This window comes from Streptomyces sp. CC0208, assembly GCF_003443735.1.
Classification (GTDB): Bacteria; Actinomycetota; Actinomycetes; order Streptomycetales; family Streptomycetaceae; genus Streptomyces; species Streptomyces sviceus.
Genome location: NZ_CP031969.1, coordinates 5,471,535 through 5,497,068, shown reverse-complemented (window position 1 = coordinate 5,497,068; position 25,534 = coordinate 5,471,535). Strand labels below are relative to the sequence as shown.

The following is a 25,534-nucleotide window of genomic DNA, read 5'->3' as shown; positions in this document are numbered from 1 at the left end:
GCGTAATGATCCCGCCCCCTGCCCCCTCTCCCTCGTACGGGCCCACCGCGGGACCCGGACGAGAGCCGAGAGAGGAACGAACGACATGCACCACACGGTGGTAGAGCGCGAACTGGAGCTCCAACTCATCCTGTCGCCCGAGCGCAGCATCCCGGTCCCGGCCCGGCTGGGCTACCGCAGCGACGACCCCTTCGCCGTCCACGTCACCTTCCACATCGGCTCGGACCACCCCGTCCACTGGACCTTCGCCCGCGAACTGCTCGTGGAGGGGGTTTTCCGCCCGTGCGGGCACGGGGACGTACGGGTGTGGCCGACGAAGGTCGCGGGCCACGGTGTCGTGCTGATGGCGCTGAGCTCCCCCGACGGCGACGCCCTCCTGGAGGCCCCGGCCGCGCAGGTCTCGGCCTGGCTGGAGCGCACGCTGCGGGCGGTCCCCCCGGGCACCGAGGCGGAGCAGCTCGGTATCGACGACGGTCTCGCCGAGCTGCTGGCGCCCTCCCCCACTTTCGGCTCCGCTCAAGCGGGGGGACCCCCATCGGCCGACGACCTGTGGCTGTGCGACCCCTGGCCGAGCGACGAGTCCAAGGACGGGGAGTGAGCCGTACCGCGAGGCCTCAGAACAGCTTGCCCGGGTTCAGGATCCCCAGCGGGTCGAAGACCCCCTTCACCGCGCGCTGCATCTCCACGCCCACCGGGCCGATCTCGCGCGCCAGCCACTCCTTCTTCAGTACGCCCACCCCGTGCTCCCCGGTGATCGTGCCGCCGAGCTCCAGGCCGAGCGCCATGATCTCGTCGAAGGACTCGCGGGCCCGGCCGGCCTCGTCGGGGTCGGTGGCGTCGAAGCAGACCGTGGGGTGGGTGTTGCCGTCACCCGCGTGGGCGACGACACCGATGGTGAGCCGGTGCTTCTCGGCGATCCGCTCGGTCCCTTCGAGCAGCTCGCCGAGCCGGGAGCGGGGCACGCACACGTCGTCGATCATCGTGGTGCCCTTGACGGCTTCGAGGGCGGTGAGGGAGAGCCTGCGGGCCTGGAGCAGCAGTTCCGACTCGGCCGCGTCCTCGGCCGGGACGACCTGGGTGGCACCGGCCGCCTCGCACAGCGCGCCGACGGCGGTGAGGTCGGCGGCCGGGTCCGTGGTGTCGAAGGCCGCGAGGAGCAGGGCCTCGGTGGTCTCCGGGAGTCCCATGTGCGCCAGGTCGTTGACGGCCTTGACGGTCGTACGGTCCATCAGTTCGAGGAGGGACGGCACGTGCCCGCCCTCCATGATCCGGCACACGGCGTCGCAGGCGGCGGCCCCGGAGGAGAACTCGGCGGCCAGCACCAGCTGCGCGGGCGGCTTCGGTCTGAGGGCCAGGGTCGCCCGTACGACGATCCCGAGCGAGCCTTCGGAACCGACGAACAGGCGGGTCAAGTCGTACCCCGCGACCCCCTTGGCGGTACGGCGGCCGGTGGACATCAGCCGCCCGTCGGCGAGGACCACGTCCAGTCCGAGGACGTACTCCGCCGTGACCCCGTACTTCACACAGCACAGTCCGCCGGACGCGGTGCCGATGTTGCCGCCGATCGTGCACATCTCCCAGCTGGAGGGGTCCGGCGGGTAGTAGAGGCCGAGTTCGTTCACCGCGCGGGAGAGGGTGGCGTTGACGACGCCGGGTTCGACGACGGCGATGCGGTCGACGGGGCTGATCTCCAGGATCCGGTCCATCTTCGTCAGGGACAGCACGATGCAGCCGTCGGAGGCGTTGGCCGCGCCCGACAGGCCCGTGCGGGCGCCCTGGGGGACGACCGGGACCCGCAGTTCGGTGGCGATGCGCATGACGTGCTGGACCTGTTCGACCGTGCGCGGCAGGACGACCACGGCGGGGGTGCCGGCCGGGCAGAAGCTCGCCATGTCGTTGGCGTAGGAGACCGTGACGTCCGGGTCGGCGAGGACGGCCTCGGCGGGCAGACCGCTCAGCAGACGGTCGACGAGGTTGCCGGTGACCTCGTCGCGGGGGGCTTCGATACGGCTCATGATCACAGCGTCGCACCGGGGGCCATCGGTGTGAACCCCACCAGCGCCGACTGCCGAGCGCCGGGGTGTGGTCGTCGTATTGACGCACAGTGAGCGCCATGGAGAAGCAAGCCACGGAGAGCCGCCGGGCCCGGCTGCACGGGCGTGTGGTGCTGGCCGCGGTCGCGGGCTGCGCGGTGCTCGGTACGGTGCTGATGCTGCTGCCCGCGGAGCGGACGGCGACCCGTGCGCCCGGCCCGGCCCCGGGCGCCCAGGCGTTGACGGCGGTCGCCGCCGGCGTGTCGGCCGCGCTGCCCGACCTGGCGGCCCTGATCGGCGAGCGGGAGAGCCGGCTGCGTCGGCATCCCGAGGACGCCCAGTCGTGGGCGGTGCTCGGGACGGCGTACGTCGAACAGGGGCGGCGGACCGCCGACACGACGTTCTACGCGAAGGCCGAGGACAGTTTGCGGACGTCCTTGAAGGTGCGCAGGAGTGCCGAGGCCCTCGAGGGTCTGGCCGTCCTCGCGAACACGCGCCGGGACTTCCGGACCGCGCGGACCTGGGGCGAGGAGGCGCGGCAGCTGGAGCCGAGGCGGTGGACGACGTATCCGGCGCTGATCGACGCGTACACGGGGCTCGGTGACTACAAGGCGGCCCGTGGGGCTCTGGAGCGGCTGACGGAGCTGCGGTCGGGGCCGGCGGTGATGGCCCGGGCGGCGGCCGTGTACCGGGACCGGGGCTGGCGGGAGGACGCGGCGGCCCAGCTGGCCGACGCGGCGGCGGGCGCGCGGGCCCCGGCCGAGCGGGCCGCGTATCTGGAGCGGGCCGGGCAGCTCGCCTGGGAGCGCGGTGACCGCGAGGACGCGCTGCGCCACTTCCAGGAGGCGGTCCGGATCGACCCCGACCAGCGGGCGGCCCAGGCCGGTCAGGGCCGGGCCCTCGCGGCGCTCGGCCGCACGACGGAGGCCCTGAACGCCTACCGGGCGGCCCTCGCGAAGCAGCCGCTGCCGCAGTACGCCCTGGAACTGGGCGAGTTGTACGAGTCGCTGGGGCTGGGACAGGCCGCCCGGGTGCAGTACGACCTGCTGCGGGCGGCGGTGGAACGCGCCGCGGCGGGCGGGGCGGACGAGGAGCTGGTGCTCGGGCAGTTCGAGGCGGACCACGGCGATCCGGCGTCCGCGGTGCGGCGCCTGCGGGCCGAGTGGCTGCGGCAGCCGGGGATCGCGGTGGCCGACGCGCTGGGGTGGGCACTGCACCGGGCCGGCCAGGACCGGGAGGCCCTGCGGTACGCCCGGATCGCGACGGACAAGGTGCACGGGGGCGGGGTGCGCAGCGCGCCGTACGCGTATCACCTGGGCATGATCGAGCGGGCGTCGCAGCGGTACGCCCCCGCGCGCCGGCATCTGCGGGAGGCCCTGCAGATCAACCCCTACTTCTCGCCCTCGGGGGTGCGGGCGGCGCGGGAGGCGTTGGCGGCGTTGGGGGACGTGCCGGACGAGGGGCTGCCGGAGGAGGGCGGGGCGGACGAGGGCGGAACGGCGGCGGACGGGGCGGCGGCGGACGGGGCGGCGGCGGATGCGAAGGCGGTCACACCGCGGCCGTACCGATGAGGGCGTTCCTCGTCACCAGCGCGGCCAGCTCCTCCTCGCCGAGCCCTTCCGTGCCGTCCGGCCTGCGCGGCAGCACCAGGTAGCGGGTTTCCGCGCTGGAGTCCCACACCGTGATGTCCACGGATCCGGGAAGCGAGAGACCGAACTCCCGCAGTACCTCCCGTGGTTCGCGGACCACACGGGAGCGGTAGGCCTCGGACTTGTACCAGCTGGGGGACGGGCCGAGGAGGCGCAGCGGGTAGCAGGAGCACAGGGTGCAGACGATGACGTTGTGGTGGGACTCGGTGTTCTCCACGACCCGCAGGCGCTGGTACGAGCCGTCCATGTACCCGAGTTCCTGCACGGCGGCGGTGCCGTCCGCGAGCAGCCGGGCCCGGTAGGCGTCGTCGGTCCAGGCGCGGGCCACGACCCGGGCGCCGTTCGCCGGTGAGGACTCCGCGAGGAACGCGTCGATCGCCTCGTCCAGCCGCTCGCCGGTGATCAGCCCCTTCTCCTCCAGGAGGGTCTCCAGGCGCCGTACCCGCCGGGCGATCGTCGCGTCGGTGTGGTGGTCACCGCTCATCGGACCCGCTCCTTTCGTCCGCTTCCAAGTAGCTCTCCCACAGGTCCAGTACGACGTGGTGGTCGCCCTCGCCCCACAGGTCGCGGGCCTCGAAGCGGACCGCGTAGATCTGCTCGACGGGCGCGTCCCCGCGGCCCTGCGCGCTGAGGTCGGCCAGTTCGCCGGGGCCCTCCGGCTCGACGACCACGCCCCGCTTGCCGCGCGCGTACCGCGGCAGGCGGGTGTGGTGCGGCGGGTCGTGGCGGTAGGTGCGGACCCGGGTGCCGGGCGGGAAACGGTCGGGGGCCGCGTCAGTCATCGAGCTCACCCGGCTCGATCACGCCCTTGCGTTCGAGCAGGGCGCAGATCGCGGTGAACCAGCGCTCGTAGTACGACGCCGCCAGGTACTCCCCCGGCGGCATCGACTCGATCGCGTCCCGGAACTCGTTCGTGTTGAAGACCCCTTGCGCGCGCAGGGTGTTGAAGAGGCCGACGACCCGTGCCTCCCAGTCCGCACGGAAGGGCTCGGTGTCGTCGGTGGTGTCGATCGCGCCGAATCCCTGCGTGCCGCCCACGTCGTTGATCCTGGCCATGGGGCCAGCCTACGAGGCTTGTGCGGACCGGGACACGCTGCCGCCCTGCCGGGCGGATCAAAGGGGGCACGGAGCCTGGGTGCACGCGAAGACACTGCCGAGGTTGGTGTCCACGACGGCCCGCCACCGCGCGGCCGTCATCCCGGGCAGGGGCTGGGTGGGCTGCACGCCGGCGTTGTTGACCGGGGCGGTCAGCCCACCACCCCACGCGGCGGCCTCCCGGACCAGCTCCCGGCACGCGTCTCGTCCCGCGGATCCGCTTCCCCTACGACGCGCGGCCCACGAAGGCGTCGAGGTCCCGGATCCGGTGGCGGGGCTTGTTGTCGAGGCGGCGGCGGATCGTGGCGCCGTCGAAGAGGCGGAAGCGGGTGGCGCCCGGCCGTTGCCGTTCCTCGCGGCGGCCTCGGTCCGGATCCGCACGTGGCCGCGCGTGGCCCGGCAGCAGGTCGCCCGACTCGCCGCCGGCCGCGGCGAGTCGGAGGAGACGGCCTAGAGGTTGCCCCGCTTCTCCTGCTCCCTTTCGATGGCCTCGAACAGCGCCTTGAAGTTGCCCTTGCCGAAGCCCATCGAGCCGTGCCGCTCGATGAGTTCGAAGAACACGGTCGGCTTGTCCTGGACCGGCTTGGTGAAGATCTGCAGCAGATAGCCGTCCTCGTCGCGGTCGGCGAGGATCTTCAGCTCCCGCAGCGTGTCGACCGGCACCCGGGTGTCGCCGACCCACTCCCCGAGGGTGTCGTAGTAGGAGTCGGGGGTGTCGAGGAACTGGACTCCGGCCGCGCGCATGGTCCGCACGGTCTGCACGATGTCGTTGGTGTTCAGCGCGATGTGCTGGACGCCCGCGCCGCCGTAGAACTCCAGGTACTCGTCGATCTGGGACTTCTTCTTGGCGATGGCGGGCTCGTTGATCGGGAACTTCACCTTGAGCGTGCCGTCGGCCACGACCTTCGACATCAGCGCGCTGTACTCGGTGGCGATGTCGTCGCCCACGAACTCCTTCATGTTCGTGAAGCCCATGACCTTGTTGTAGAAGCCGACCCACTCGTTCATCCGGCCGAGCTCGACGTTGCCGACGCAGTGGTCGATCGCCTGGAAGGTGCGGTGGGCGGGCGGCTCGACGATCGGGGCGGCGGCGGCGAAGCCGGGCAGGTACGGGCCGTCGTAGCCGGTGCGCTCGACCAGGGTGTGGCGGGTCTCGCCGTAGGTGGCGATCGCGGCGAGGACGACCGTGCCGTGCTCGTCCTTCAGCTCGTACGGCTCGGCCACCGAGCGGGCGCCGTGTTCGAGGGCGTAGTCGTAGGCGCGGCGGGCGTCCGGGACCTCGATGGCGAGGTCGATCACGCCGTCGCCGTGCTCGGCCACGTGCTGGGCGAGGAAGTGGCCCCAGGGGGTGGCGGGCTTGATGACCGAGGTGAACACGAACCGGGCGGAGCCGTTCTCCAGCACGTAGCTCGCGGTCTCGCGGCTGCCGTTCTCCGGTCCGGAGTAGGCCACGAGCCGCATACCGAAGGCGGTCGAGTAGTAGTGCGCCGCCTGCTTGGCGTTGCCGACGGCGAAGACGACCGCGTCCATTCCCTTGACCGGGAAGGGATCGGCCTGCCGGGCGGTGTCGGGAGTGTGGTGTGTGGTCTGCGTCATGGGCGAAGCCTGGCCCCGCTCTGCAAGGTGCGCAATAGTTCCCGTATCCACTGGACAACATGTTCAGCGATACGGCCGTATCGGCGGCCTTTCTGTACAGGATGACCATCTCTCCGGGAGGCCGCTGTGGGGATCGACGCACTGGACGGGCGGATCATCGTGCTCCTCGCGCGCGAGCCGCGGATCGGTGTCCTTGAGATGTCCCGGCGGCTGGGGGTGGCCCGGGGGACCGTGCAGGCACGGCTTGACCGGCTTCAGTCGAACGGAGTCATCCGGGGATTCGGTCCGCAGGTCGATCCGGCGGCGCTCGGCTATCCGGTGACCGCGTTCGCCACGCTCCAGATCCGGCAGGGGCAAGGGGCCGATGTCCGGGCGCACTTGGCGACCGTGCCGGAGGTCCTTGAGCTGCACACCACCACCGGCAGCGGGGACATGCTGTGCCGCCTTGTGGCCCGCTCCAACGCCGATCTCCAACGTGTGATCGACCGGGTCGTCGGTTTCGATGGGATCGTCCGGGCCGCCACCGCGATCGTCATGGAGAACCCCGTTCCGCTGCGGATCATCCCGCTGGTGGAGCAGGCGGCGGGGGATGCGGCCCTTCGGGAGTGACCTAGCCACTGGGGTGAGCGGGTGTGACCTTCTGGGAGTACCTCGGCAACCGCCACCAGCAGCTGCTCGCGGACGCCTACCAGCACGCGAGCGTCGTCTTCCAGTGCATGGTCGTGGCGACGCTGATCGGGGTGCTGATCGGGGTCGTGACCTACCACAGCGAGTGGGCGGGCGACCTCGCCACGACGGCCACCTCGACGATCCTGACCGTTCCCTCGCTCGCCATGATCGGTCTGCTCATCCCGGTCGTGGGGCTCGGCGTCCCGCCCACGGTGATCGCCCTGACCCTGTACGGGCTGCTGCCGATCGTGCGGAACGCGATCGTGGGCCTGCGCGGGGTCGACCCGGCCCTGGTGGACGCGGCCACGGGCATCGGGATGTCCCGGGTCATGCGCCTGGTGCGGGTCGAGCTGCCGCTCGCCTGGCCGCCGATCCTGACCGGGATCCGGGTCTCGACCCAGATGCTGATGGGCATCGCCGCGATCGCCGCCTACGCCTCCGGGCCGGGCCTCGGCAACGAGATCTTCCGCGGCATCGCCTCCCTGGGCAGCAAGAACGCGCTCAACCAGGTGCTCGCCGGCACGCTCGGGATCATCGTCCTCGCCCTGCTGTTCGACGCCGCGTACGTCCTGATCGGACGGCTGACCATTCCGAGGGGGATCCGTGGCTGAGACGTCCGGCGCCTCAGGTGCGTCCATCGAGCTGGAGCACCTGACCAAGAGGTACCCCGGCGCTCCGGAGCCCGCCGTGGACAGCGTCAGCATGGAGATCAAGGCGGGCGAGACCGTCATCTTCGTGGGTCCGTCCGGATGCGGTAAGTCGACCACGCTCAAGATGATCAACAGGTTGATCGAGCCGACCGGTGGCCGCATCCGGATCAACGGTGAGGACGTGACCGACATCGATCCGGTCAAGCTGCGCCGCAAGGTGGGCTACGCCATCCAGTCGGCCGGGCTCTTCCCGCACATGACGGTCGCGCAGAACATCGCGCTCGTGCCGAGGATGATCGGCTGGGGCAAGGGCCGGATCGGCGACCGTGTGGAGGAACTGCTCGACCTCGTCGGGCTCGACCCCGGCGAGTTCCACGGCCGCTATCCGCGTCAGCTCTCCGGCGGCCAGCAGCAGCGGGTGGGGGTGGCGAGGGCACTCGCGGCCGATCCGCCCGTCCTGCTGATGGACGAGCCGTTCGGCGCGGTCGACCCGATCACCCGTGACCATCTCCAGGACGAGCTGATCCGGCTCCAGCGCGAGCTGCACAAGACGATCGTCTTCGTGACCCATGACTTCGACGAGGCGATCAAGCTGGGCGACCGGATCGCCGTGCTGCGCGAACGCTCCCACATCGCCCAGTTCGACACCCCGGAGGCGATCCTGACCAACCCGGCCGACGACTTCGTGTCCGGGTTCGTCGGCGCCGGGGCGGCGCTGAAGCGGCTGAACCTCACCCGGGTACGGGATGTGGAGATCACCGACTATCCGACGGTGACGGTCGACGACCCCCTCCAGGAGATCTTCACCAAGCTCCGGGCCAGCGGGACGAACGAGGTCCTGCTGCTCGACCGGCGCGGGCGGCCCTACAAGTGGCTCAGGCGCGGCGACATGATGCGCGCCAAGGGGTCGCTGGCGCGGGCCGGGACGCTGGTGAGCGACACGGTGACCAGGGACGCGACCCTGCGGGACGCGCTGGAGGCGGTGCTGACCGACAGCGCGGGGCGGGTCGCGGTGACCGGGGGGCGCGGGGAGTACACGGGGGTCGTCGACATGGAGACGCTCATGAACTCCGTGCACGAGCTCCTGGAGGCCGACCGGCTCGAGGCCATGGAGCACCAGCACCAACTGGAGGAGATCAGGGCCGACCGGACGCACGCCGAGCAGGAGGGCGCCGACGGAGGGGGGCGGAAGGCGTGACGGCTGCCGAGGCCCCCGAGCTGGAGGAGACGGCCGCTCCTCCCCCGCCGGTCGCGCCCAGAAGACGCGTGACCTGGCGGAAGCTGACCTTCCTGCCCGTGTTCCTGCTCGCCGTGCTGCTCGCGACCTGGCTGTGGTTCGCGCAGGCCGACCTGGACCCGCTCACCGAGAACGCGCTGTCGAACGGGCAGGTGTCCAAGGCCCTGTGGCAGCACGTGCAACTGACGGTGATCTCGACGTTCTTCGTGCTGATCATCGCGATCCCGCTGGGGATCGCGCTGACCCGCGACGCCTTCCGGAAGGTGAGCCCGGTGGCGATGGCGGTCGCCAACATGGGCCAGGCGACCCCGGCGATCGGCCTGCTGGCCCTGCTGGTGATCTGGCTCGGCACGGGCACGAAGGCGGCCCTGATCGGCATCGTCGCCTACGCCGTCCTGCCCGTCCTGTCCAACACCATCGCGGGCCTGAAGGCGAACGACCCGACCCTGCTGGAGGCGGCACGCGGCATCGGCATGTCCCCCCTGGGCGCACTGACCCGCGTCGAACTCCCGCTGGCCGTCCCCCTGATCCTCGCGGGCGTCCGTACGGCCCTGGTCCTCAACGTCGGCACGGCGACCCTGGCGACCTTCGGCGGTGGCGGCGGCCTCGGCGTCCTGATCACGACCGGCATCACCAACCAGCGGATGCCGGTCCTGATCCTGGGCTCGATCCTCACAGTGACCCTCGCCCTACTGGTCGACTGGCTGGCCTCACTGGCGGAACTGCTGCTCAGGCCACGGGGGTTGGAGGCGGAGACATGAGCCGCCAGCGCCCGATCAACGCCGATACCGCAGACCCGGCAACCTACGTCGAACGAGGCCGCGCCCTCGACGCCCTGACCCTGAGCTCCACACTCACAGCGACCCACCCTGCTGACCGACCGGCCGGCCGGGCCAGGAGGGTTGGAGACGGGGACGTAAGGCGGAGGCGTCTGGCGCCGACCAGGACACCGGCCCCACCCACCTCCTGCGGGCTGCGCCCCCGCACGGCCGACGACCTCAAGTCCCGGCCCATGCCGACCAACCCACCGGCCCCACGGACCACGGCTCCTGAAGGCGACCACGTGAGACGAACCCGTCTGACACTCGCCGGGGCGCCGGCCGTGCTGTCCGGCTGCGGACCGACCAGCGGCTCCCCTACCGCCGCCCCCCGAAGCCCCACCCCACCCCGACCAACCCACCGACCCCACACACCACGGCCCTGGGAGGCGACCACGTGAGACGCACCCGTCTGACACTCGCCGCGGTGCTGGCCGTGCTGGCCGTGCTGGCCGGCTGTGGGCTGACCAGTGGCTCCCCGATGGTCGACGACGTGAAGCCGGGGTCGATCGGTCGGGGTGAGCCGCTCAAGGGTGCGGATCTGACGGTCACGTCGAAGGAGTTCACCGAGCAGCTGATCCTCGGCGCGATCATGGGGATCGCGTTCCAGGCGGCCGGGGCGGACGTGCTCGACCGCACGGGGATCCAGGGATCGGTCGGGGCCCGGGAAGCGGTCAAGTCCGGGGACGCGGACGGGATGTACGAGTACACGGGCACGGCGTGGATCACGTACCAGGGCCACAGCGAGCCGATCGCCGACCCGCAGGAACAGTGGGCGGCGGTGCGGAAGGCCGACCTGGACAACGGGCTGACGTGGCTGCCGAAGGCGCCCCTGAACAACACCTACGCCCTCGCCATGAACCAGGCCGCCTTCCGGAAGTACCGCACGAGGACGCTCTCCGACGTGGCCGCGCTGGCCAAGAAGGACCCCGGCGCGGTGACGCTGTGCGTGGAGAGCGAGTTCGCCAACCGCGCCGACGGACTGCCGGGCATGGAGAAGGCGTACGGGATGAGCATCCCGGCGAAGAACCTCACCCAGATGGACACCGGGATCATCTACACCCAGGTCGCGAAGGGCAGTTGCCGCTACGGGGAGGTCTTCACGACCGACGGCCGCATCAAGTCCATGAACCTCGCGGTGATGCGGGACGACCGGAAGTTCTTCCCCAACTACAACGCGGCGCCCGAGATCAACTCCAAGTCCCTGAAGAAGTGGCCGGCCATCGCGGAGGTACTGGACCCGGTCACGAAGAGGCTGGACAACACGGTGGCGCGGGAGCTCAACGCCAAGGTGGACGTGGCCGGGGAGGATCCGCACGAGGTGGCGCTGGACTGGATGAAGGCCGAGGGGTTCGTGAAGTAGGAGCCGGCCCTCGCCGGGCCGAGTTACAAAGAACCCGTTGCAAAGAAGCCTTTGCAGAGATACCTTTGTACTCATGCCGGAAGAGCCCAACATACGGAAACTCGACGCCCGTTCACTGCGCGGGCTGGCCCATCCCCTGCGGATGGAACTGCTCAACGCCCTGCGCCGACGCGGCCCCGCCACCGCCTCGATGCTCGCCGAGCGGCTGGGCGAGTCCAGCGGCGCCACCAGCTACCACCTGCGACAGCTCGCCGAATACGGCTTCATCGCGGATGCCCCGGAGCACGGTAAGGGGCGCGAGCGCTGGTGGAAGGCCGCGGCCGACGGCCTGACCTTCGACGCCACCGAGTTGGACGGGGCGGGACCGGAACTGCGCGGGATGGCCGAGATCTTCCTGCACGAGGTGGCCGCCACCCACGCTCGCGAGTTGTCCAACTGGCTCCACACCCGCGAGCGCTGGTCCAAGGACTGGATCCGCTCCGCCGACATGAGCGACGCGACGCTCCAGCTCACACCCGAACTGGGCGCCGAGCTCGTCGACAAGATGCACGCCCTGATCAGCGACTACCGCGGCCGGGTCACCGACGACGACCCCGACGCGGAGCAAGTACGCATCCACACGCACCTGTTCCCCATCGAGACGGACTGAGAGGCCCCGCCATGCACCCCGAGACCCACCTCGCCCTGCACCACACCCGCGCCACCGACCTCCGCGCCGAGGCCGCCGCCCACCGCCTGGCCGCGCAGGCCAGGCGGCCGTACGCCATCAGGACCCGGCTCGGCTGGACCCTCGTGGAGGTCGGCCTCCGGCTGGCCTCCCCGAGGCCCGCCTTCGCGCACTAGCAACACCAGCAGCACCAGCAGCACTAACAGGCGGGGACGGACCCCCTGCCCGACTCCAACGCGGTCAGCGCGCCGACCGCCCCCTTCAGGGACGTCACCGGGATCAGCCGCAGCCCCTTCGGCAGCTCCGCCCTCGCGTCGGCGCACTCGTCCTTCGGGACCAGGAACACCGTCGCCCCGTCCCGCTTCGCGGCCTGCGTCTTCAGTGCCACACCGCCCACCGCGCCGACCGTCCCGTGCGCGTCGATCGTGCCCGTCCCCGCGATGACGCGGCCGCCCGTGAGGTCGCCCCCGGCGCCGTCACCGTCGAGCTTGTCGATGATCCCCAGGGTGAACAGCAGCCCCGCGCTCGGCCCCCCGACGTCCGCGAGCTTCAGCGTGACCTTGACCTTGTCGTCGCTGAGCCTGAGGTAGCCGAGGGCCGCCTGGGTCGCCGCGTCCTGGGACTCCTTCATCTGGGCGGTGTTGTGCTCCTCGATCTCCTTGACGCTCTGCCCGCTCGGGTAGACCGCGTCGTGGGGCATGACGGCCCGGTCGGTGCGGAACCAGCTGTCGAAGAGGTCGCCGAGCGAGACATGTGTGTCGGGCCCGGTCGCCTCGATGGTCGTCATCCGCAGCTGCCCGCTCGTCGTACGGGTCCTGGCCCCGGAGATCGTGATCACCGCCGCGCCCTCGTTCTTGCCGAGGACGTTCGCCGTCATCCCGGGCTGCGCCAGTGCGAACGGCAGCGGCGCGAAGAGGGCCGTGGCGACCAGTGCCACGACGGGCAGGGCGCAGACGGCGACGGCCTGGGGGCGCGTGAGACGAGAGAGCACGAGATCAATCTAACGCGGCGGCCACTTCCGGCCACGAGCCGGTCAGGCCGCGTACGGATCCCGTCTCGCGCGCGCGAAACGCCGTAGGACGTGTCGGGGAGCGGTTCGACGCCGATGCCCGGTGTGCGCGGGACCGGCAGTGGCCGTCCGCCAGGACGCGCCGCGCTCAACGCAGTGCCTCCGCGACCTCCCGTGCCGCGTCCACCACCCGCGGCCCCACCCGCTCCGGCACCGCGTCCGCCAGCATCACGACCCCGACACTGCCCTCGACGCCGGTGACCCCGAGCAGAGGAGCGGCCGCCCCGCTGGCGCCGGCCTCCAGCTCCCCGTGCGTCAGCAGGTACCCCGGGTCCCCGAACCCCTGCTGCCGGGCCGCGAGAATCGCCCGACCCGCGGCGCCCCGGTCCAGTGGATGCCGGAACCCGGCCCGATAGGCCACGTGATAGTCCGTCCAGGTGGGCTCCACGACGGCCACGGCCAGCGCCTCGGCGCCGTCCACCAGTGTGAGATGAGCCGTTGCCCCTATGTCCTCGGCGAGCGACCGCAGCGCGGGCAGCGCGGCCTCCCGTACGAGCGGATGCACCTGCCGTCCGAGGCGCAGCACTCCCAGCCCCACCCGGGCTCGCCCGCCGAGATCACGCCGTACGAGGGCGTGCTGCTCCAGCGTGGCCAGCAACCGGTACACCACGGTCCGGTTCACACCCAGTTTGTTGGAAAGCTCGGTGACGGTGAGCCCGTGGTCCGTGTCGGCCAGGAGCTTGAGGACACGCAGTCCCCGGTCAAGCGTCTGAGAGGTCTCCGCGGTCACGACGCCCACTCCTCCAAGTGGTGAGGTCGGCAACCTCCGAGCGGCGGTGCGTCACCGAGTCCCGTCGGCGACGCGCTTCAGAGGCCGCCGATCGGCCGGCGGCCCGGTCTCTTACCGGGCCGCGTCGCTTCACGGCTGCGCTCCGCGGCGGCGCTGCCACGGGGCGTGTGCGTAGCGTGACAGTAGCGAAGGGGGTTCGCTCAGCGGAAGCCTCCGTCCAGAATCCGGGCAGCAGCCGGTACGGACCACTCCGTTTGTCCTGATACGTACGGTGTGACAGTCGCCGAGCACGAGCGGACGCGGTCGTCACCGCATCCGGGTGGCCCACTCCTGCACCTTGGCGATCCGCTGCCGCAACTGCCCGGCCGTGGCCTCGGCGCTCGGCGGCCCGCCGCACACCCGGCGCAGCTCGGTGTGGATCACACCGTGCGGCTTGCCGCTCTGATGGACGTACGCGCTGACCATGGTGTTGAGCTGCTTGCGCAGCTCCATCATCTCCTTGTGCGAGACGACGGGCCGCCGCTCGGCGGGCAGCTCCAGCAGGTCCGCCTCGGTGTCCGGCTTCTTGCGGCTGTGCGCGATCTGCCGGGCCTGCCGCTTCTGGAGCAGGAGCTGCACCTGGTCCGGCTCAAGGAGGCCCGGAATGCCGAGGTAGTCCTGCTCCTCCTCGCTGCCGGGGTGGGCCTGCATGCCGAACTCGGCGCCGTCGTACAGCACCCGGTCGAAGACGGCCTCGGACTCCAGCGCCTCGAAGGCGAACTGCTCCTGCTCGCCGGTGTCCTCGTCCTGCTCCTTGTTCGCCTCCTCCATCTCCTTCTCGGAGTCGGCGTACGGGTCTTCCTCGCCCTCCTTCTTCGGCTTGTCGAGGGCGTGGTCCCGTTCCACCTCCATCTCGTTGGCGAAGGTGAGGAGATCGGGCACGGTCGGCAGGAAGACGGAGGCGGTCTCGCCGCGCCGCCGGGACCGTACGAAACGGCCGACGGCCTGGGCGAAGAACAGCGGCGTGGAGATGGTGGTGGCGTACACCCCCACCGCCAGCCGGGGGACGTCGACGCCCTCCGACACCATCCGCACGGCGACCATCCACCGGTCGTTGCTCTCGCTGAAGTCGTCGATCCTCTTCGAGGCCCCGGCGTCGTCGGACAGCACGAGGGTCGCCTTGTTGCCGGTGATCTCGCGGATGAGCTTGGCGTAGGCGCGGGCGGAGTCCTGGTCGGAGGCGATGACCAGCGCTCCCGCGTCCGGGATGGCCTTCCTGACCTCGGTGAGCCGCTGGTCGGCGGCGCGCAGCACGCTCGGCATCCACTCACCGCGCGGATCCAGGGCCGTACGCCAGGCCTGGCTGATCGCGTCCTTGGTCATCGGCTCGCCGAGCCGGGCGGCGATCTCGTCACCGGCCTTGGTCCGCCAGCGCATCTGCCCGCTGTAGGAGAGGAAGATGACGGGCCGCACGACATGGTCGGCCAGCGCGTTGCCGTACCCGTAGGTGTAGTCGGCGGCCGACCGCCGGATGCCGTCGTTGCCCTCCTCGTACGTCACGAAGGGGATCGGGTTGGTGTCGGACCGGAAGGGCGTACCGGTGAGCGCGAGCCGGCGGGTGGCGGGCTCGAAGGCCTCCAGGCACGCCTCGCCCCAGGACTTGGAGTCACCGGCGTGGTGGATCTCGTCGAGGATCACGAGGGTCTTGCGCTGCTCGACCCGGTTGCGGTGGAGCATGGGCCGTACGCCCACACCCGCGTAGGTGACGGCGACGCCGTGGTAGTCCCTGCCGAGCGGCCCCGCGCTGTACTCGGGATCGAGCTTGATCCCTATCCGCGCCGCCGCCTCGGCCCACTGCTTCTTCAGATGCTCGGTCGGCGCGACGACCGTCACCTGCTGCACGACATGGTGGTGCAGCAGCCAGGACGCGAGCGTGAGCGCGAAGGTCGTCTTACCGGCCCCCGGCGTCGCGACGGCCAGGAAGTCACGCGGCTGCTCCTGGACGTACTTCTCCATCGCCCCTTGCTGCCACGCACGCAGCTTGCTGGCGGTGCCCCAGGGGGCCCGGCCGGGGAAGGCGGGGGAAAGGTGATGGGAGGAGGCGGCGGTGGTAGTCACGGTCTCCGTCGGGGTCGAGCGGTTCGGCGGTGTCTTCGCGGTGTCTTCGCGGTGTCTTCGGCTGTGTATGACGACCGGGTCACCTTACCGGCGGGCCGGTGGTGTCAACGCGCGGACGGGGCCGGGTCCCCCGCGGGTGGGACCGAGGTCACAGTCAGCGGGCGAAGCGCGGCAGGTGGGCCGCGATCTTGGGCCGGTCATGTACCGGAAGACTCGGCTCCGGCACGCAGCCGGGTCGTCACCCAGGCCCCCGCCAGGGCCACCCCCGCCATCGGAAGGAATACCACGGCGAACGCGGCCGGATGGGAGCCGGACGCCTCCGTCACCGTATGACCCACCGTCCCGCCGCCCAGCGCCGCGAACGCCGCACCGCCCCCCGCCAGCAGCACCGCGTTCGACAGACCGTCGGAGATCTGCAGGGCGGCGGAGTTGGTACCGGCCTCCTCCGGCGCGGAGAGCTGCAGCAGGAGCACGCTGGTGGAGGAGATCACCAGCCCCATCCCGAAGCAGCCGAACCCCCAGGCGACGGCGACGATCCACACCGGCACGGAGTCGATCAGCACGCTCGGCGCACCGGCGATCGCGGCCGCGACCAGCACCATGCCGCCGGTCATCAGCCGTTCCCGGTACGGCTCCACCCGCGCCCGCGACTGCACCCACGACCCCAGCGCCCACGTACCCCCGCCCGCCGCGAGCGAGAACCCGGCCAGCGTCGGCGACAGCCCCCGCTGGGTGACCAGCATCAACGGCACGAAGGACTCGGCGGCCACGAAGGACCCCGCCGCGACCCCGCGCAACAGCACGACGGAGGGCAGCCCCCGCGCCGCCCGATACGTCCCGCGCGGAAGCAGCCCGAGCACAGCCGGCACGAGCAGCGCCACGCCCGCGAGACCCGGGAGCAGGGAAAGGGGGCGCAGATCCTGGGCCGCGTACTGGAGGAGTCCGGCGCCGAGGGAGATCCCGAGGGCGAGCCGGATGCGGCGCCGGTCGAAGGAGACCTGTCCGTCGGTGCCGTCGACCGGGCCCGCCGCGCGCCGCCGTATCTGCGGAAGCGCGAGCACCAGCGGAAAGACCACCAGCACCGGAATCCCGACGAACACCCACCGCCACCCGAGGTGTTCGGTCACCGCCCCGGCCGCGAGCGGCCCCACGATCGACGGCACCACCCACCCGGCCGCGAACGCGGCCATGATGGCGGGCCGCAGCCGCTCCGGATAGGCCCGCCCGACGACGACGTACAGCGCCACGATGACCAGCCCGCCGCCGAACCCCTGCACGGCCCGCCCGAGAATGAACAGCCACATCGCGCCGGCGGTCCCGGACAACAGCAACCCGGCGACGAACGCGGCGATCCCACCGCTCAACGCCCCGAGCGGCCCCCGCCGATCCGCCCACTGCCCGGCCAGCACCATCCCGAACAGGCTGGTGGTGAAGTACCCGGAGAACGCGAATGCGTAGAGCGCTACCCCGTCCAACTCCCGCGCCGCGACCGGCATCGCGGTCCCCACGGCGGTCGCCTCGAACGCGATCAGCAGCACGACGGACACGATGCCGATGCTCAGCGCCCGGTACGAACGTCCCAGCACCCCCTCCTCCACCTCGTCGACGGACGGGACCTCAGGGTCATCGGTGACACCGGTGTCACGCGGTTCCAGGACAGCCATGCCCGCCAGAGTAAGGGCCACAGCCCCGGTTGACCCCTGTCGAAAGCACGCTCCGGCCTGAGACCTTGGTCGTACGACCACAGCCGATCCCCACCGGTCCCGTCCCGTTCGTGAACGGCGTATGGCAGTCCCGTTGCAGCCCCCACGCCCCCCTTGAACCACCCCCCACACCCCCCTACGGTCAAGTCACCGGGTTACCCCGGCCGTGTGCCCGAGTGGTTCAGGGACTCGCCTGCAAAGCGAGTTACGCGGGTTCGATTCCCGCCACGGCCTCTGTTGTGGGCAAGGGGCGGCATCTCGTTCGAGGTGCCGCCCCTTGCCCTGTGGGGCGGCGCCCTAGGCTTGCGGCAGTAGTGGTCGTGGGTGAGGAGGCGTGCGGGCGTGGTTGACGGTGTGGTGGAGCCTCCCTTTCCTGATGCCCTGGGGGTGGAGCAGGCGCCTGCTCCGCACCCGCTGCTCGAGCCCGTGCTCGGGTTTCTGGGGGTGTGGCGGGGGCGGGGGCGAGGTGGGTATCCGACGCTCGATGGCGACTTCGCGTACGCGCAGGAGGTTCGCTTCAGTCATGACGGGCGGCCCTTTCTGCGGTACGAGGCCCGGGCCTGGCTGCTCGACGGGGACGGGGCGCCGTTGCGGCCCGCGGCGCGGGAGAGCGGGTGGTGGCGGGTTCAGCCGGGCGGGCGGGTGGAGGCGCTGGTCACCCAGCCCACCGGCATCACCGAGATCCTGGTCGGGCAGGCGGGAGAGGGCGCGGTCGATCTCGCCACGCACACCGTGGCGCTGACCCCGACCGCGAAGGAGGTGACAGCCACGCGCCGGCGCTACACCCTGGCTCCCGACGGCGACAGCGACACCTTCACGTTCGTCCACGAGCTCGCGGCGGTCGGGCAGCCCCTGCAGCACCACCTCTCGGCGACTCTGCGGCGCGCAGCCGGTCAGAGCACCCCGCCCACCTCGTCCTGGAACAGCTCCGTCCAGTAGTGCCAGTCCGCGTCCGTCGTGGTGCCCGTGGGGTCGATGGTGGACAGGGCCCGGATCATCGTCTTGGCGACCTGGACGTACAGCGTGTTGGTCAGCTCGTGGGCGAGCGACTCGTCTATCCGGCGCTCCCGGTGCAGCAGCCACAGGGTGAAGGCGAGCGTGGAGATGTCGGTGTTCAGGGGATGGAGTGTGCCTTCGCGCTCGCTCCAGTTCAGGACCTCGCCCGTCTCGCCGTCGACGACCAGGGTGTTGTCCTCGATCAGATGGCCGAGGACGATCAGGTGGCCGGCGCGGGGCGGGAGGGCGGTCAGATGGTCGGCCCGGTGCTCGGCGAGGGTCGGGAGCGGGGCGTCCGGGTCGGTGTGGAAGAGGACGCCGTCCTCGGGCAGGCCCGTCTCGGCGAGGAAGCGCCGGGTCGGGGCGTGCGTGAGCGTGGACGGGAAGTCGATGTCCTCGAAGCGGACGACATGGCTGCGGCCGAACTCCTGGTCCAGGAGACGCGGCGGGAGGTCCAGGGCCAGGCCGGAGTCCGTGCCGGGACCCGCCACCAGGGTCAGGGGGCGGATCAGGGCCGCGATCTTCCAGAACGTCGGGACATCGCCGCCCGTGCCCTCCTCGAACACGGTCAGCAGCTGGCGCGTCGCGTCCTCCACGGCCGTGGGACCGAAGCGGCCGGCGTACGCGGCGAACTGGCCGCGCACCTCCGTCAGTTCGTCCGTGGCCGCCGCGAAGCGGACCAGGGTGGGCAGGGACGGCGCCAGGGGGGTGCGGTCCATCAGGTCGGGGCGGGCGGGGAAGAACGCCGTCGTCGAGACCTCGCCGGTGACCCCGTCGAGCAGGACCGACTCCCTCTCCCTGCCGTGCAGGTCCGTGAGTCCGCCTATCACCAACTGGTCGCGCAGCTCCTCGCGGAGCAGGCCGGCCGGGTCGCCGGTGGCGTCCGCCACCGTCCGCAGACCCTCCCTGCGCAGCTCCTCGAAGGTGAACAGGTCGCTGTCGCCGGGCAGTCCCGGGCCGCTGAGCCAGCGGCGGGTCGACACATGTGAGATGTAGGGCTGCAGTTCGTCCTCGGTCAGTCTGATCGCCGCTACGGCGGCATCGGTCGTGCTCATGGCTCCCCCGTGTGCTTCGTACGCAGTCCCCTGGCCGGGCACGGCACGGCGAACCCGTCGGGCCTGCGCTCGTCCCCCACTGCTCGAAACACTACGCGCCACCACTGACAACGCCCCCGTATCAACCCCCGTACCAAGGAGACGTCAGGCCACCCTCGCGCGTTCCCGCCCCGCGAGAATCGCCTCCACCGTCTGCGCGGGGGTCTGCGCGGAGGAATCCAGCCACAGCCCGACCGGCGGGGTCGACTCCCGCAGTGCCTCGTCCAGCGCGGCGACCGTCCAGGCGGGCCCGTAACCCGTCTTCGTCCGGGCCGTCTCCCGGGCGGCCACCGTCCCGGCGTCCGGTGCCAGGACCACGACGTACAGCGGCCGGGTCCGGACCAGTCCGACGTACGCCGTCAGGTCCTCGCCCAGGACGACGTCCTGCACGACCGCCGTGAATCCGGCCTCGGCGTAGGCGTCCGCCGTCGCCGCCGACAGCCGGTGCCGCAAACGGAGTTGGGCGACGGCCTCGTCGGAGGCGCCGGGTGTGTACTCCTCGCGCCCCGACACGATCATCCGCCGGAACACGTCGCCGCGGACATGCGCCGCCCGCGGCAACCGCTCCGCGAGCGCCTGCGCGACCGTCGACTTCCCGGCCGCCATCACACCGGTGACCAGGACGACCCCGCGCATCACGTGAACCCCCCGACGGCCGAAGGCACTTCGATCAGGTGAAGTACACGCCGCCCACCACGACCACGATCGCCGCCACCACGAACAGCAGGATCCACAGCGCCAACTTGCCCAGACCGGGCGGCGGTTCGTACTCGCGGGGCTCCTGCCCTGGCGTGCTCACCGGTCCGTCACCACCGCGGCCTGCGGGCGGATCGGGAGCCGGTTGACCGGGCGGCCCGTGGCCGCGCGCACGGCGGAGGCGACGGCCGCCGGTGACGTGACCACCGGCACCGCGCTGGCCGCCTTCGCGCCGAAGGGGGCGACCACGTCCCGCTCCTCGACGAGCTTGACGATCCGGATCTCCGGCGCGTCCAGAGCCGTCGGCAGGGCGTACCCCGTCAGGTCCGGGTGGCGGATCAGCCCGCGCGCGCTGCGCAGGTTCTCCGTCAGCGCTATCCCGACGCCCTGCGTGACGCCCGCTTCGATACGGGCCTCCAGCTGGGCCGGGTTGAGGATCCGGCCCACGTCCTGGGCGAGCGCCAGCTCGACCACGCGCACCGAACCGAGTTCGATGTCTACGTCGACCACCGCGCGGATCGCGCAGAACGCCATGCCGACGAAGGCGTCGCCCTGGCCGATCTCGTTGAGGGGTTCGGTGGGGTGCGGGCGGCACTGGGCGGTGGCCCACAGTTCCTTGCCGTCCATGGCCTCGGTGACGGTAGTCGACAGGACTCCGTCGTACGAGGTGATCTTGCCGTCGGTGATCTGGAGCAGCTCGGTGGACATGCCGAACTTGTGCGCCAGGGGCTGGAGAAGCTGGGTGCGGACCATCTTGGCCGCGCGTTCCACCGCGCCGCCCGAGACCCAGGTGTGGCGGCCGCGCGCACCCGGGCCCGCCGGGGGCTGGTCGGTGTCGACGGGGGCGACGTGGACCTCGTCGATGCCGAGCGTCTCCTGGACGATCTGGCGGGCCAGCGTGGTGAAGCCCTGGCCGGTCTCGACGGCCGCGCAGAGCACGGTCGCGACGCCGTCCTGGACGCGTACGGTCGCCGTGGAGACCTCGTCCGCGCCCTCGGCGCCCAGCATGTGCACCATGCCGAGGCCGTAGCCGACGCCCCGGCGGATCGCGCCCGGTTCGCCCGCGCCCTCGGGGCCGCCGGGCAGCAGCCACTCGTCCTCGGGGGTGTCCTTGGGCAGCTCGGGCAGCGGGAAGTCCCGTACCGCCTGAAGCAGTTCGGCGACCGGGGCCGGGCAGGTCACCGTCTGGCCGGTCGGGAGTACGTCCCCGGTGGCGAGGGCGTTGCGCAGGCGCAGTTCCGCCGGGTCGACGCCCAGCTTCTTGGCCAGCTTGTCCATCTGCGCCTCGTAGGCGGCGCACACCTGCATCGCGCCCTCGCCGCGGACATGGCCGGAGGGCGGGTTGTTGGTGCGGACGGCCCAGCCCTCGATGAAGGCGTTCGGGACGACGTACGGCCCGCAGGCGAAGCCCACGGCGGCGGCCAGGGCCTCCGAGGAGGTGTCGGCGTAGGCGCCCGCGTCGAGCAGGATCTGCGCCTCGACCTTCACCAGCTTGCCGTCGGCGTCGGCGTGGTGGCGGTATCTCAGCAGCGTGGGATGACGGTGGACGTGGCCGAGGAAGGACTCCTCGCGCGTGGCCGTCAGTTTGACCGGGCAGCCGGTCTTGAGCGCGAGCAGGCCGAGCGGGAGCTGGAAGCCCTGGTCCTCGCGGTCGGCGGTGGCGCCGGGGACGCCGGTGACGACGACCTTGACGCGCTCGGGCTCCAGGCCGTAGCAGGCGGCGGCCGTGTCGCGGTCGCCGTGCGGGTCGGTGGAGGCGAGGTAGAGCTCGACACCGCCGTCGGGGCGGGGCACGGCGAGTCCTGCCTCGGCGCCGATGGGGGCGGGGTCCTGGCGGCCGATGCGGTACTGGCCCTCGACGACGATCTCGCCGGTCGCGGAGGGGTCGCCGTGCTGGAGCGGGATGTGCCGGACCAGGTTGCCGTCGGGGTGCAGCGGCTCCGCCTCGAAGGCCTGTTCCGGGTCGGTGACCGGGTCGAGCACCTCGTACTCGACGATGACGGCGGCGGCGGCCATGCGCGCGGTGTCGGGGTGGTCGGCGGCGACGGCCGCGATGGGCTCGCCGTGGTGGCGGACGACCTCGGAGGCGAAGACCGGGCGGTCGGCCTTGCCGCGGCCGTGGACCGGGCTGCCGGGCACGTCCTCGTGGGTGACGACCGCGCGGACTCCGGGCATCTCACGCGCGTGGGAGGTGTCGATGGACACGATGCGCGCGTGCGCGTGCGGGGAGCGCAGGACGGCCGCCCACAGCAGGCCCTCGGCCCACAGGTCGGCAGCGTAGGGGAAGGTGCCCTCGGTCTTCGCGCGCGCGTCGGAGGCCGGCAGGGAGACGCCGATGCCGTGCGGAATCGGCTCGGGGGCGGGTGCTGCCTCCGCGGCGGTGGTCGCGGTGGCGGCTTCGTTGCTCACGCCTGGCCTCCGTCCTGTCCCTGTCCGTACGCCTGCTCATGTGATCCGGAGGCGTTCGGGAACCCCGGTGAGTCGAACGCCGACGGGTGGACGCTTCCGCCTCCGGGGCCCGCCTGGTGCGGAATACGTGCCTCGTCGCCGTCCGTCTCAGCGTCGCCCTTCGCGTGGGCCTCGCGCTCGGCGACGACCTCCTTGACGGCGTCGACGACACCCCGGTAGCCGGAGCAGCGGCAGAGGTTGCCGCACAGCGCCTGGCGGGTCTCCAGCTCGGTGGGCGCGGGGTTGCCCTCCAGGAGGTCGTGCACGGTCATCGCCATGCCGGGCACGCAGAAGCCGCACTGCACGGCGCCGCACCGGGCGAGCGCCCGCTGCACGTCCGAGGGCCGGCCGTCCTCGGCGAGTCCTTCGACGGTACGGACCTCGCTGCCGGCGGCGGTCACGGCGGGCACCAGGCAGGAGGCGACGAGCCGTCCGTCGACCTGGACGTTGCACGCCCCGCACTCGCCCTGCGAGCAGCCGTCCTTGGCACCGGCGAGTCCGAGCCGCTCGCGCAGCACGTAGAGCAGCGACTCGCCGATCCACGCGTCGGTGACGGGACGGTCGACGCCGTTGACGCGCAGGACGTAGGAGGCGAGGGGGTGTTCCTCACCGGGGAACACGGGGGCCGGCTCGTCCTGGTCCTCGGCGGCGTCGCTCGCGTGCTCCTCGGCCGCTTCCGGCGCCGGTTCGTCGTCGCCCGCGGCCGGGGCGTGCTCGGCACCGGGCTCGGCGGGGCCGTCAGCGGCTTCTACGGCCTCTTCGGCGCCCTCGGGGGCACTGGGAGCCGCCAAGTCCTCTCCGAGGCGCGGTGAGGGCTGTGAGGCGGCTGCGGAGGGCCCGTCCCGGTAGGGCTCGGCGGGGTCGTGGGGCTGGGGCGTGCCGTGCGGCTCGGCGAGAGCCGTGCCGTGGCCGTCGGTGTCGGTGTGCGGCTGCGCGAGAGCGATGCCGTGGCCGTTGGTGTGGGTGTGCCCCTGCGTGGAGTCCTGGGCCGTCTCGGGGGTCGCCTCGTCCGGCTCCGGCCGCTGCGGGGCGTCGGTGACCGTGTGGCTTCCGGGATGCGCGGCGGACGGCGTGTGCGCGTCACCGGCCGGGCCACCGTGCGGGGCGTCGGCCTCGCCGCCCGGTGCCTCACCGGCGGGCACGTGCGCGTGGCCGGCGCCGACCGGGCCGCCGTAACCGTCGCCGAAGCCGCCGTCGAAGTGGCCGGAGTGTCCGTCACCGTGCGGCAGGTGCGGGTGCCGTTCCCCGGCCGGTCCGCCGTGCTCGGGTTCCGCTCCAGGGCCGTCCTGGGGCTGGTCCCCCCACGGCTGTGCCTGCGGTGTCGCCCAGGGCGCGGACGCACCGCCCGGCAGGGTCGCCGGGGGGGTGCCGCCCCACTGCTCGACCAGGGACGACGTGGTGAACTCGCCCGATTCGTCCGGGAGCTCGCCGCCGGCCACGGGGATCGACCACTGGCCGGTGACGTCGTGGCCCGGCGCGGGCGCGGCCGCGGTGTCCTCGACGTGCCACTGCTGGGTGGTCGCGGGGTTGTACGTGAACTGCCCGGTCTGGCCCTGCGGCAGGGTGCTCGGGTCGGGCCACTGCGCGCCCTCGGCGGGTACGGCCCAGCCGCCCGTGCCCGCCGGGTCGCTCCCGTCGCCCGCCGCGGACGTTATCTGCGGCGGCACATACCCGTGGCCGGGCGCGGCCAGCGGGCTGTCGGCGGAGGCCAGGAGGGCGTCGATGCCCCCTTCGGGGAGCTTCACGAAGGCGGTCGCGCCGTCGTCGTAGTCACCCTGGGGCAGCGGGTCCCAGCGGCCGGCGGCCCGGGGCGTGCCCTCTTCGTGCTGGTCGTCGGTCACGACAGTGCCCTCCCCAGTGCTCGTCGGGCCAGCGCGGCGACGGTGCGCCGCAGGTGCAGTACTGCGGGCGGATGCTGCGGCACGGAGCCGTCCGGGCCCGGTGCCGGGTCGGGGATGCAGGCCGCGGCGACGTACTCGCCGAAGGCCTCCAGGGCCTCCGGGACGATCGCGCGGTTGTTGTCCCAGTCGATGAGCCGGGCGACCCACTGCTCGGCGTCCAGGGGGCGCAGCGGCATCGGCGCTATGGCCCCGACGGCGCACCTGACCCCGCGCCGGGCCGGGTCGAGGACCAGCGCGACGGAGGCCATCGCGCGGCCCGGTCCCGTGCGGCCTGTGACCTTGAGGAAGACCTGCGGGGCGTGCAGCAGCGGCACGCGCACGAAGCCGATGAGTTCACCGGCGCGCAGCATCTCCATGCCGGCCAGCAGGTGCGAGACCGGCATCTCGCGGCGGGCTCCGTCGGCGCCCGCGATGATCAGCGTGGCCTCGAGGGCGGCGAGGACGGGCAGCGCGTCGCCCGTGGGTGCCGCCGAGGCGATGTTGCCGCCCAGGGTGCCCGCGTTGCGGATCTGCGGCGGGCCCGCGGCGCGGGCGGCGGCGGCGAGCGCGGGGATGAGGGCGGCGAAGTCGGGGCGGCCCATACGCGCGTGCGTGAGTCCGGCGCCGAGCAGGGCGTGCCCGTCCTGGTACTGCCAGCCGCGGATCTCGCTGATCCGGCCGAGGCCGACGAGAGCGGCGGGCCTGAGCTGCCCGGAGTTGACGGCGGCCATCAGGTCGGTGCCGCCGGCGACGGGCACGGCGGCGGGCATGGCGGTGAGGGCCGCCACGGCCTCGTCCAGCGTTGTGGGCAGCGTGACGGCCTGCGCCGCCTGCGGTGTGTGCGTGGTCAAACCGGCTGCCCCTTCCCGCTGCCCCACCTGGCCCTGCCCGTTGCTGCCGTACGGTACGTGCTGACAGGGCGGACGTGGCAACTCTGGCACATCTTCGCAACACCCGAAGACAGGGGTCCGCTAGGAGGCGTTCGGCGGCATTCGCCCACCCCACCAGGGGGATGGTCCGTTTTCGTCCGGGATCGCCCGCACA

The 25,534-nt window shown here is 72.1% G+C and carries 25 protein-coding genes, 1 tRNA gene and 1 pseudogene; 11 read left to right on the top strand and 16 right to left on the bottom strand.

The annotated features are described in order from the left end of the window. Positions 1 to 85 precede the first annotated feature (85 nt). Positions 86 to 598, top strand: coding sequence for an SsgA family sporulation/cell division regulator (locus D1369_RS25260; RefSeq protein WP_007382369.1), 513 nt, complete (start codon positions 86 to 88; stop codon positions 596 to 598). Between the two features lie 16 nt (positions 599 to 614). Here the strand turns inward: D1369_RS25260 and D1369_RS25255 are convergent, their stop codons facing one another. Continuing rightward, positions 615 to 2,021: an FAD-linked oxidase C-terminal domain-containing protein gene (locus D1369_RS25255; protein WP_007382370.1), complete on the bottom strand. Its 1,407-nt coding sequence runs from the start codon at positions 2,019 to 2,021 to the stop codon at positions 615 to 617. Positions 2,022 to 2,113: 92 nt separating this feature from the next. Between D1369_RS25255 and D1369_RS25250 the strand changes: the two genes are divergently transcribed. After that, positions 2,114 to 3,604: a tetratricopeptide repeat protein gene (locus D1369_RS25250; RefSeq protein ID WP_118082619.1), complete on the top strand. Its 1,491-nt coding sequence runs from the start codon at positions 2,114 to 2,116 to the stop codon at positions 3,602 to 3,604. Here D1369_RS25250 and nthA read toward each other — a convergent pair. The 5 genes and pseudogenes from nthA to hppD form a co-directional block, all read right to left on the bottom strand. Beyond that, the gene (nthA, locus tag D1369_RS25245) at positions 3,582 to 4,166 is read right to left on the bottom strand and encodes a nitrile hydratase subunit alpha (protein WP_007382373.1); all 585 of its coding nucleotides are present in this window, start codon (positions 4,164 to 4,166) and stop codon (positions 3,582 to 3,584) included. The genes D1369_RS25250 and nthA overlap by 23 nt on opposite strands. Further along, positions 4,156 to 4,464 (bottom strand): SH3-like domain-containing protein, encoded by a 309-nt coding sequence (locus D1369_RS44575; RefSeq protein WP_037900240.1) that lies wholly within the window; start codon positions 4,462 to 4,464, stop codon positions 4,156 to 4,158. Before D1369_RS44575 ends, nthA begins: the two co-directional genes overlap by 11 nt. Beyond that, complete coding sequence (locus D1369_RS44570; protein WP_037900241.1) at positions 4,457 to 4,738, bottom strand: SH3-like domain-containing protein; 282 nt, start codon at positions 4,736 to 4,738, stop codon at positions 4,457 to 4,459. The genes D1369_RS44575 and D1369_RS44570 overlap by 8 nt, the downstream gene beginning before the upstream one ends. Positions 4,739 to 4,810: 72 nt before the next feature. After that, positions 4,811 to 4,981: pseudogene (locus tag D1369_RS25230) on the bottom strand (SDR family NAD(P)-dependent oxidoreductase); the annotation flags it as partial. Between the two features lie 246 nt (positions 4,982 to 5,227). After that, positions 5,228 to 6,373, bottom strand: a complete 1,146-nt coding sequence (gene hppD / locus D1369_RS25225; RefSeq protein WP_007382375.1) for a 4-hydroxyphenylpyruvate dioxygenase — start codon at positions 6,371 to 6,373, stop codon at positions 5,228 to 5,230. A gap of 126 nt (positions 6,374 to 6,499) precedes the next feature. Here hppD and D1369_RS25220 point away from each other — a divergent pair, with 126 nt between their 5' ends. From D1369_RS25220 to D1369_RS25190, 7 genes are all read left to right on the top strand, one after another. After that, complete coding sequence (locus D1369_RS25220) at positions 6,500 to 6,982, top strand: Lrp/AsnC family transcriptional regulator (protein WP_007382376.1); 483 nt, start codon at positions 6,500 to 6,502, stop codon at positions 6,980 to 6,982. A gap of 23 nt (positions 6,983 to 7,005) precedes the next feature. Then, positions 7,006 to 7,653, top strand: coding sequence for an ABC transporter permease (locus D1369_RS25215; RefSeq protein ID WP_007382377.1), 648 nt, complete (start codon positions 7,006 to 7,008; stop codon positions 7,651 to 7,653). Then, positions 7,646 to 8,890 (top strand): betaine/proline/choline family ABC transporter ATP-binding protein, encoded by a 1,245-nt coding sequence (locus D1369_RS25210; protein WP_007382378.1) that lies wholly within the window; start codon positions 7,646 to 7,648, stop codon positions 8,888 to 8,890. Before D1369_RS25215 ends, D1369_RS25210 begins: the two co-directional genes overlap by 8 nt. Then, the gene (locus D1369_RS25205) at positions 8,887 to 9,690 is read left to right on the top strand and encodes an ABC transporter permease (RefSeq protein WP_007382379.1); all 804 of its coding nucleotides are present in this window, start codon (positions 8,887 to 8,889) and stop codon (positions 9,688 to 9,690) included. Before D1369_RS25210 ends, D1369_RS25205 begins: the two co-directional genes overlap by 4 nt. A gap of 454 nt (positions 9,691 to 10,144) precedes the next feature. Next, a complete protein-coding gene (locus D1369_RS25200; protein ID WP_007382380.1) occupies positions 10,145 to 11,110 on the top strand; it encodes a glycine betaine ABC transporter substrate-binding protein in 966 nt (321 codons plus the stop codon). 73 nt (positions 11,111 to 11,183) lie between these two features. Further along, complete coding sequence (locus D1369_RS25195; protein ID WP_037900247.1) at positions 11,184 to 11,759, top strand: helix-turn-helix domain-containing protein; 576 nt, start codon at positions 11,184 to 11,186, stop codon at positions 11,757 to 11,759. Positions 11,760 to 11,770: 11 nt separating this feature from the next. Further along, a complete protein-coding gene (locus D1369_RS25190) occupies positions 11,771 to 11,953 on the top strand; it encodes a hypothetical protein (RefSeq protein ID WP_007382382.1) in 183 nt (60 codons plus the stop codon). A 23-nt stretch (positions 11,954 to 11,976) separates the two neighbouring features. Here D1369_RS25190 and D1369_RS25185 read toward each other — a convergent pair whose 3' ends face one another. The 4 genes from D1369_RS25185 to D1369_RS25170 all read right to left on the bottom strand — a co-directional run bounded on the left by D1369_RS25185 (position 11,977) and on the right by D1369_RS25170 (position 17,337). After that, positions 11,977 to 12,768: a S16 family serine protease gene (locus D1369_RS25185; RefSeq protein WP_007382383.1), complete on the bottom strand. Its 792-nt coding sequence runs from the start codon at positions 12,766 to 12,768 to the stop codon at positions 11,977 to 11,979. A 166-nt stretch (positions 12,769 to 12,934) separates the two neighbouring features. Beyond that, complete coding sequence (locus D1369_RS25180) at positions 12,935 to 13,576, bottom strand: helix-turn-helix domain-containing protein (RefSeq protein WP_007382384.1); 642 nt, start codon at positions 13,574 to 13,576, stop codon at positions 12,935 to 12,937. A gap of 306 nt (positions 13,577 to 13,882) precedes the next feature. After that, on the bottom strand, positions 13,883 to 15,673 hold the full coding sequence (locus D1369_RS25175) for a DEAD/DEAH box helicase (RefSeq protein ID WP_007382385.1): 1,791 nt from the start codon (positions 15,671 to 15,673) through the stop codon (positions 13,883 to 13,885). Positions 15,674 to 15,870: 197 nt separating this feature from the next. Further along, the gene (locus tag D1369_RS25170) at positions 15,871 to 17,337 is read right to left on the bottom strand and encodes an MFS transporter (RefSeq protein ID WP_007382386.1); all 1,467 of its coding nucleotides are present in this window, start codon (positions 17,335 to 17,337) and stop codon (positions 15,871 to 15,873) included. 201 nt (positions 17,338 to 17,538) lie between these two features. Here D1369_RS25170 and D1369_RS25165 point away from each other — a divergent pair. Next, positions 17,539 to 17,610 (top strand) — tRNA-Cys (locus tag D1369_RS25165). Between the two features lie 108 nt (positions 17,611 to 17,718). After that, positions 17,719 to 18,315: an FABP family protein gene (locus tag D1369_RS25160; RefSeq protein ID WP_037900251.1), complete on the top strand. Its 597-nt coding sequence runs from the start codon at positions 17,719 to 17,721 to the stop codon at positions 18,313 to 18,315. On the opposite strand, the gene D1369_RS25155 is transcribed toward D1369_RS25160, so the two are convergent. The 6 genes from D1369_RS25155 to D1369_RS25135 all read right to left on the bottom strand — a co-directional run bounded on the left by D1369_RS25155 (position 18,270) and on the right by D1369_RS25135 (position 25,341). Continuing rightward, positions 18,270 to 19,427, bottom strand: coding sequence for an SUKH-4 family immunity protein (locus D1369_RS25155; protein WP_037900253.1), 1,158 nt, complete (start codon positions 19,425 to 19,427; stop codon positions 18,270 to 18,272). The two genes, D1369_RS25160 and D1369_RS25155, sit on opposite strands and share 46 nt — an antisense overlap. 144 nt (positions 19,428 to 19,571) lie before the next feature. Next, positions 19,572 to 20,102 carry an AAA family ATPase gene (locus D1369_RS25150; RefSeq protein ID WP_037900256.1) on the bottom strand — a complete coding sequence of 177 codons (531 nt, stop codon included), beginning with the start codon at positions 20,100 to 20,102 and terminating at the stop codon, positions 19,572 to 19,574. Between the two features lie 34 nt (positions 20,103 to 20,136). Next, a complete protein-coding gene (locus tag D1369_RS44565; protein WP_007382390.1) occupies positions 20,137 to 20,265 on the bottom strand; it encodes a hypothetical protein in 129 nt (42 codons plus the stop codon). Further along, a complete protein-coding gene (locus D1369_RS25145; protein ID WP_007382391.1) occupies positions 20,262 to 22,571 on the bottom strand; it encodes a molybdopterin cofactor-binding domain-containing protein in 2,310 nt (769 codons plus the stop codon). The genes D1369_RS44565 and D1369_RS25145 overlap by 4 nt, the downstream gene beginning before the upstream one ends. Beyond that, complete coding sequence (locus D1369_RS25140) at positions 22,568 to 24,451, bottom strand: (2Fe-2S)-binding protein (RefSeq protein ID WP_007382392.1); 1,884 nt, start codon at positions 24,449 to 24,451, stop codon at positions 22,568 to 22,570. The genes D1369_RS25145 and D1369_RS25140 overlap by 4 nt, the downstream gene beginning before the upstream one ends. Beyond that, positions 24,448 to 25,341 (bottom strand): FAD binding domain-containing protein, encoded by an 894-nt coding sequence (locus D1369_RS25135; protein ID WP_037900260.1) that lies wholly within the window; start codon positions 25,339 to 25,341, stop codon positions 24,448 to 24,450. Before D1369_RS25135 ends, D1369_RS25140 begins: the two co-directional genes overlap by 4 nt. Positions 25,342 to 25,534: the final 193 nt, after the last annotated feature.

Bases quoted from the DNA above. Each gene is read 5' to 3' on its own strand.
- D1369_RS25150 (WP_037900256.1), bottom strand. From the start codon at position 20,102: ATGCGCGGGGTCGTCCTGGTCACCGGTGTGATGGCGGCCGGGAAGTCG.
- D1369_RS25190 (WP_007382382.1), top strand. From the start codon at position 11,771: ATGCACCCCGAGACCCACCTCGCCCTGCACCACACCCGCGCCACCGAC.
- D1369_RS25195 (WP_037900247.1), top strand. From the start codon at position 11,184: ATGCCGGAAGAGCCCAACATACGGAAACTCGACGCCCGTTCACTGCGC.
- D1369_RS25155 (WP_037900253.1), bottom strand. From the start codon at position 19,427: ATGAGCACGACCGATGCCGCCGTAGCGGCGATCAGACTGACCGAGGAC.
- nthA (WP_007382373.1), bottom strand. From the start codon at position 4,166: ATGAGCGGTGACCACCACACCGACGCGACGATCGCCCGGCGGGTACGG.
- D1369_RS25260 (WP_007382369.1), top strand. From the start codon at position 86: ATGCACCACACGGTGGTAGAGCGCGAACTGGAGCTCCAACTCATCCTG.
- D1369_RS25170 (WP_007382386.1), bottom strand. From the start codon at position 17,337: ATGGCTGTCCTGGAACCGCGTGACACCGGTGTCACCGATGACCCTGAG.
- hppD (WP_007382375.1), bottom strand. From the start codon at position 6,373: ATGACGCAGACCACACACCACACTCCCGACACCGCCCGGCAGGCCGAT.
- D1369_RS44575 (WP_037900240.1), bottom strand. From the start codon at position 4,464: ATGACTGACGCGGCCCCCGACCGTTTCCCGCCCGGCACCCGGGTCCGC.
- D1369_RS44570 (WP_037900241.1), bottom strand. From the start codon at position 4,738: ATGGCCAGGATCAACGACGTGGGCGGCACGCAGGGATTCGGCGCGATC.
- D1369_RS25250 (WP_118082619.1), top strand. From the start codon at position 2,114: ATGGAGAAGCAAGCCACGGAGAGCCGCCGGGCCCGGCTGCACGGGCGT.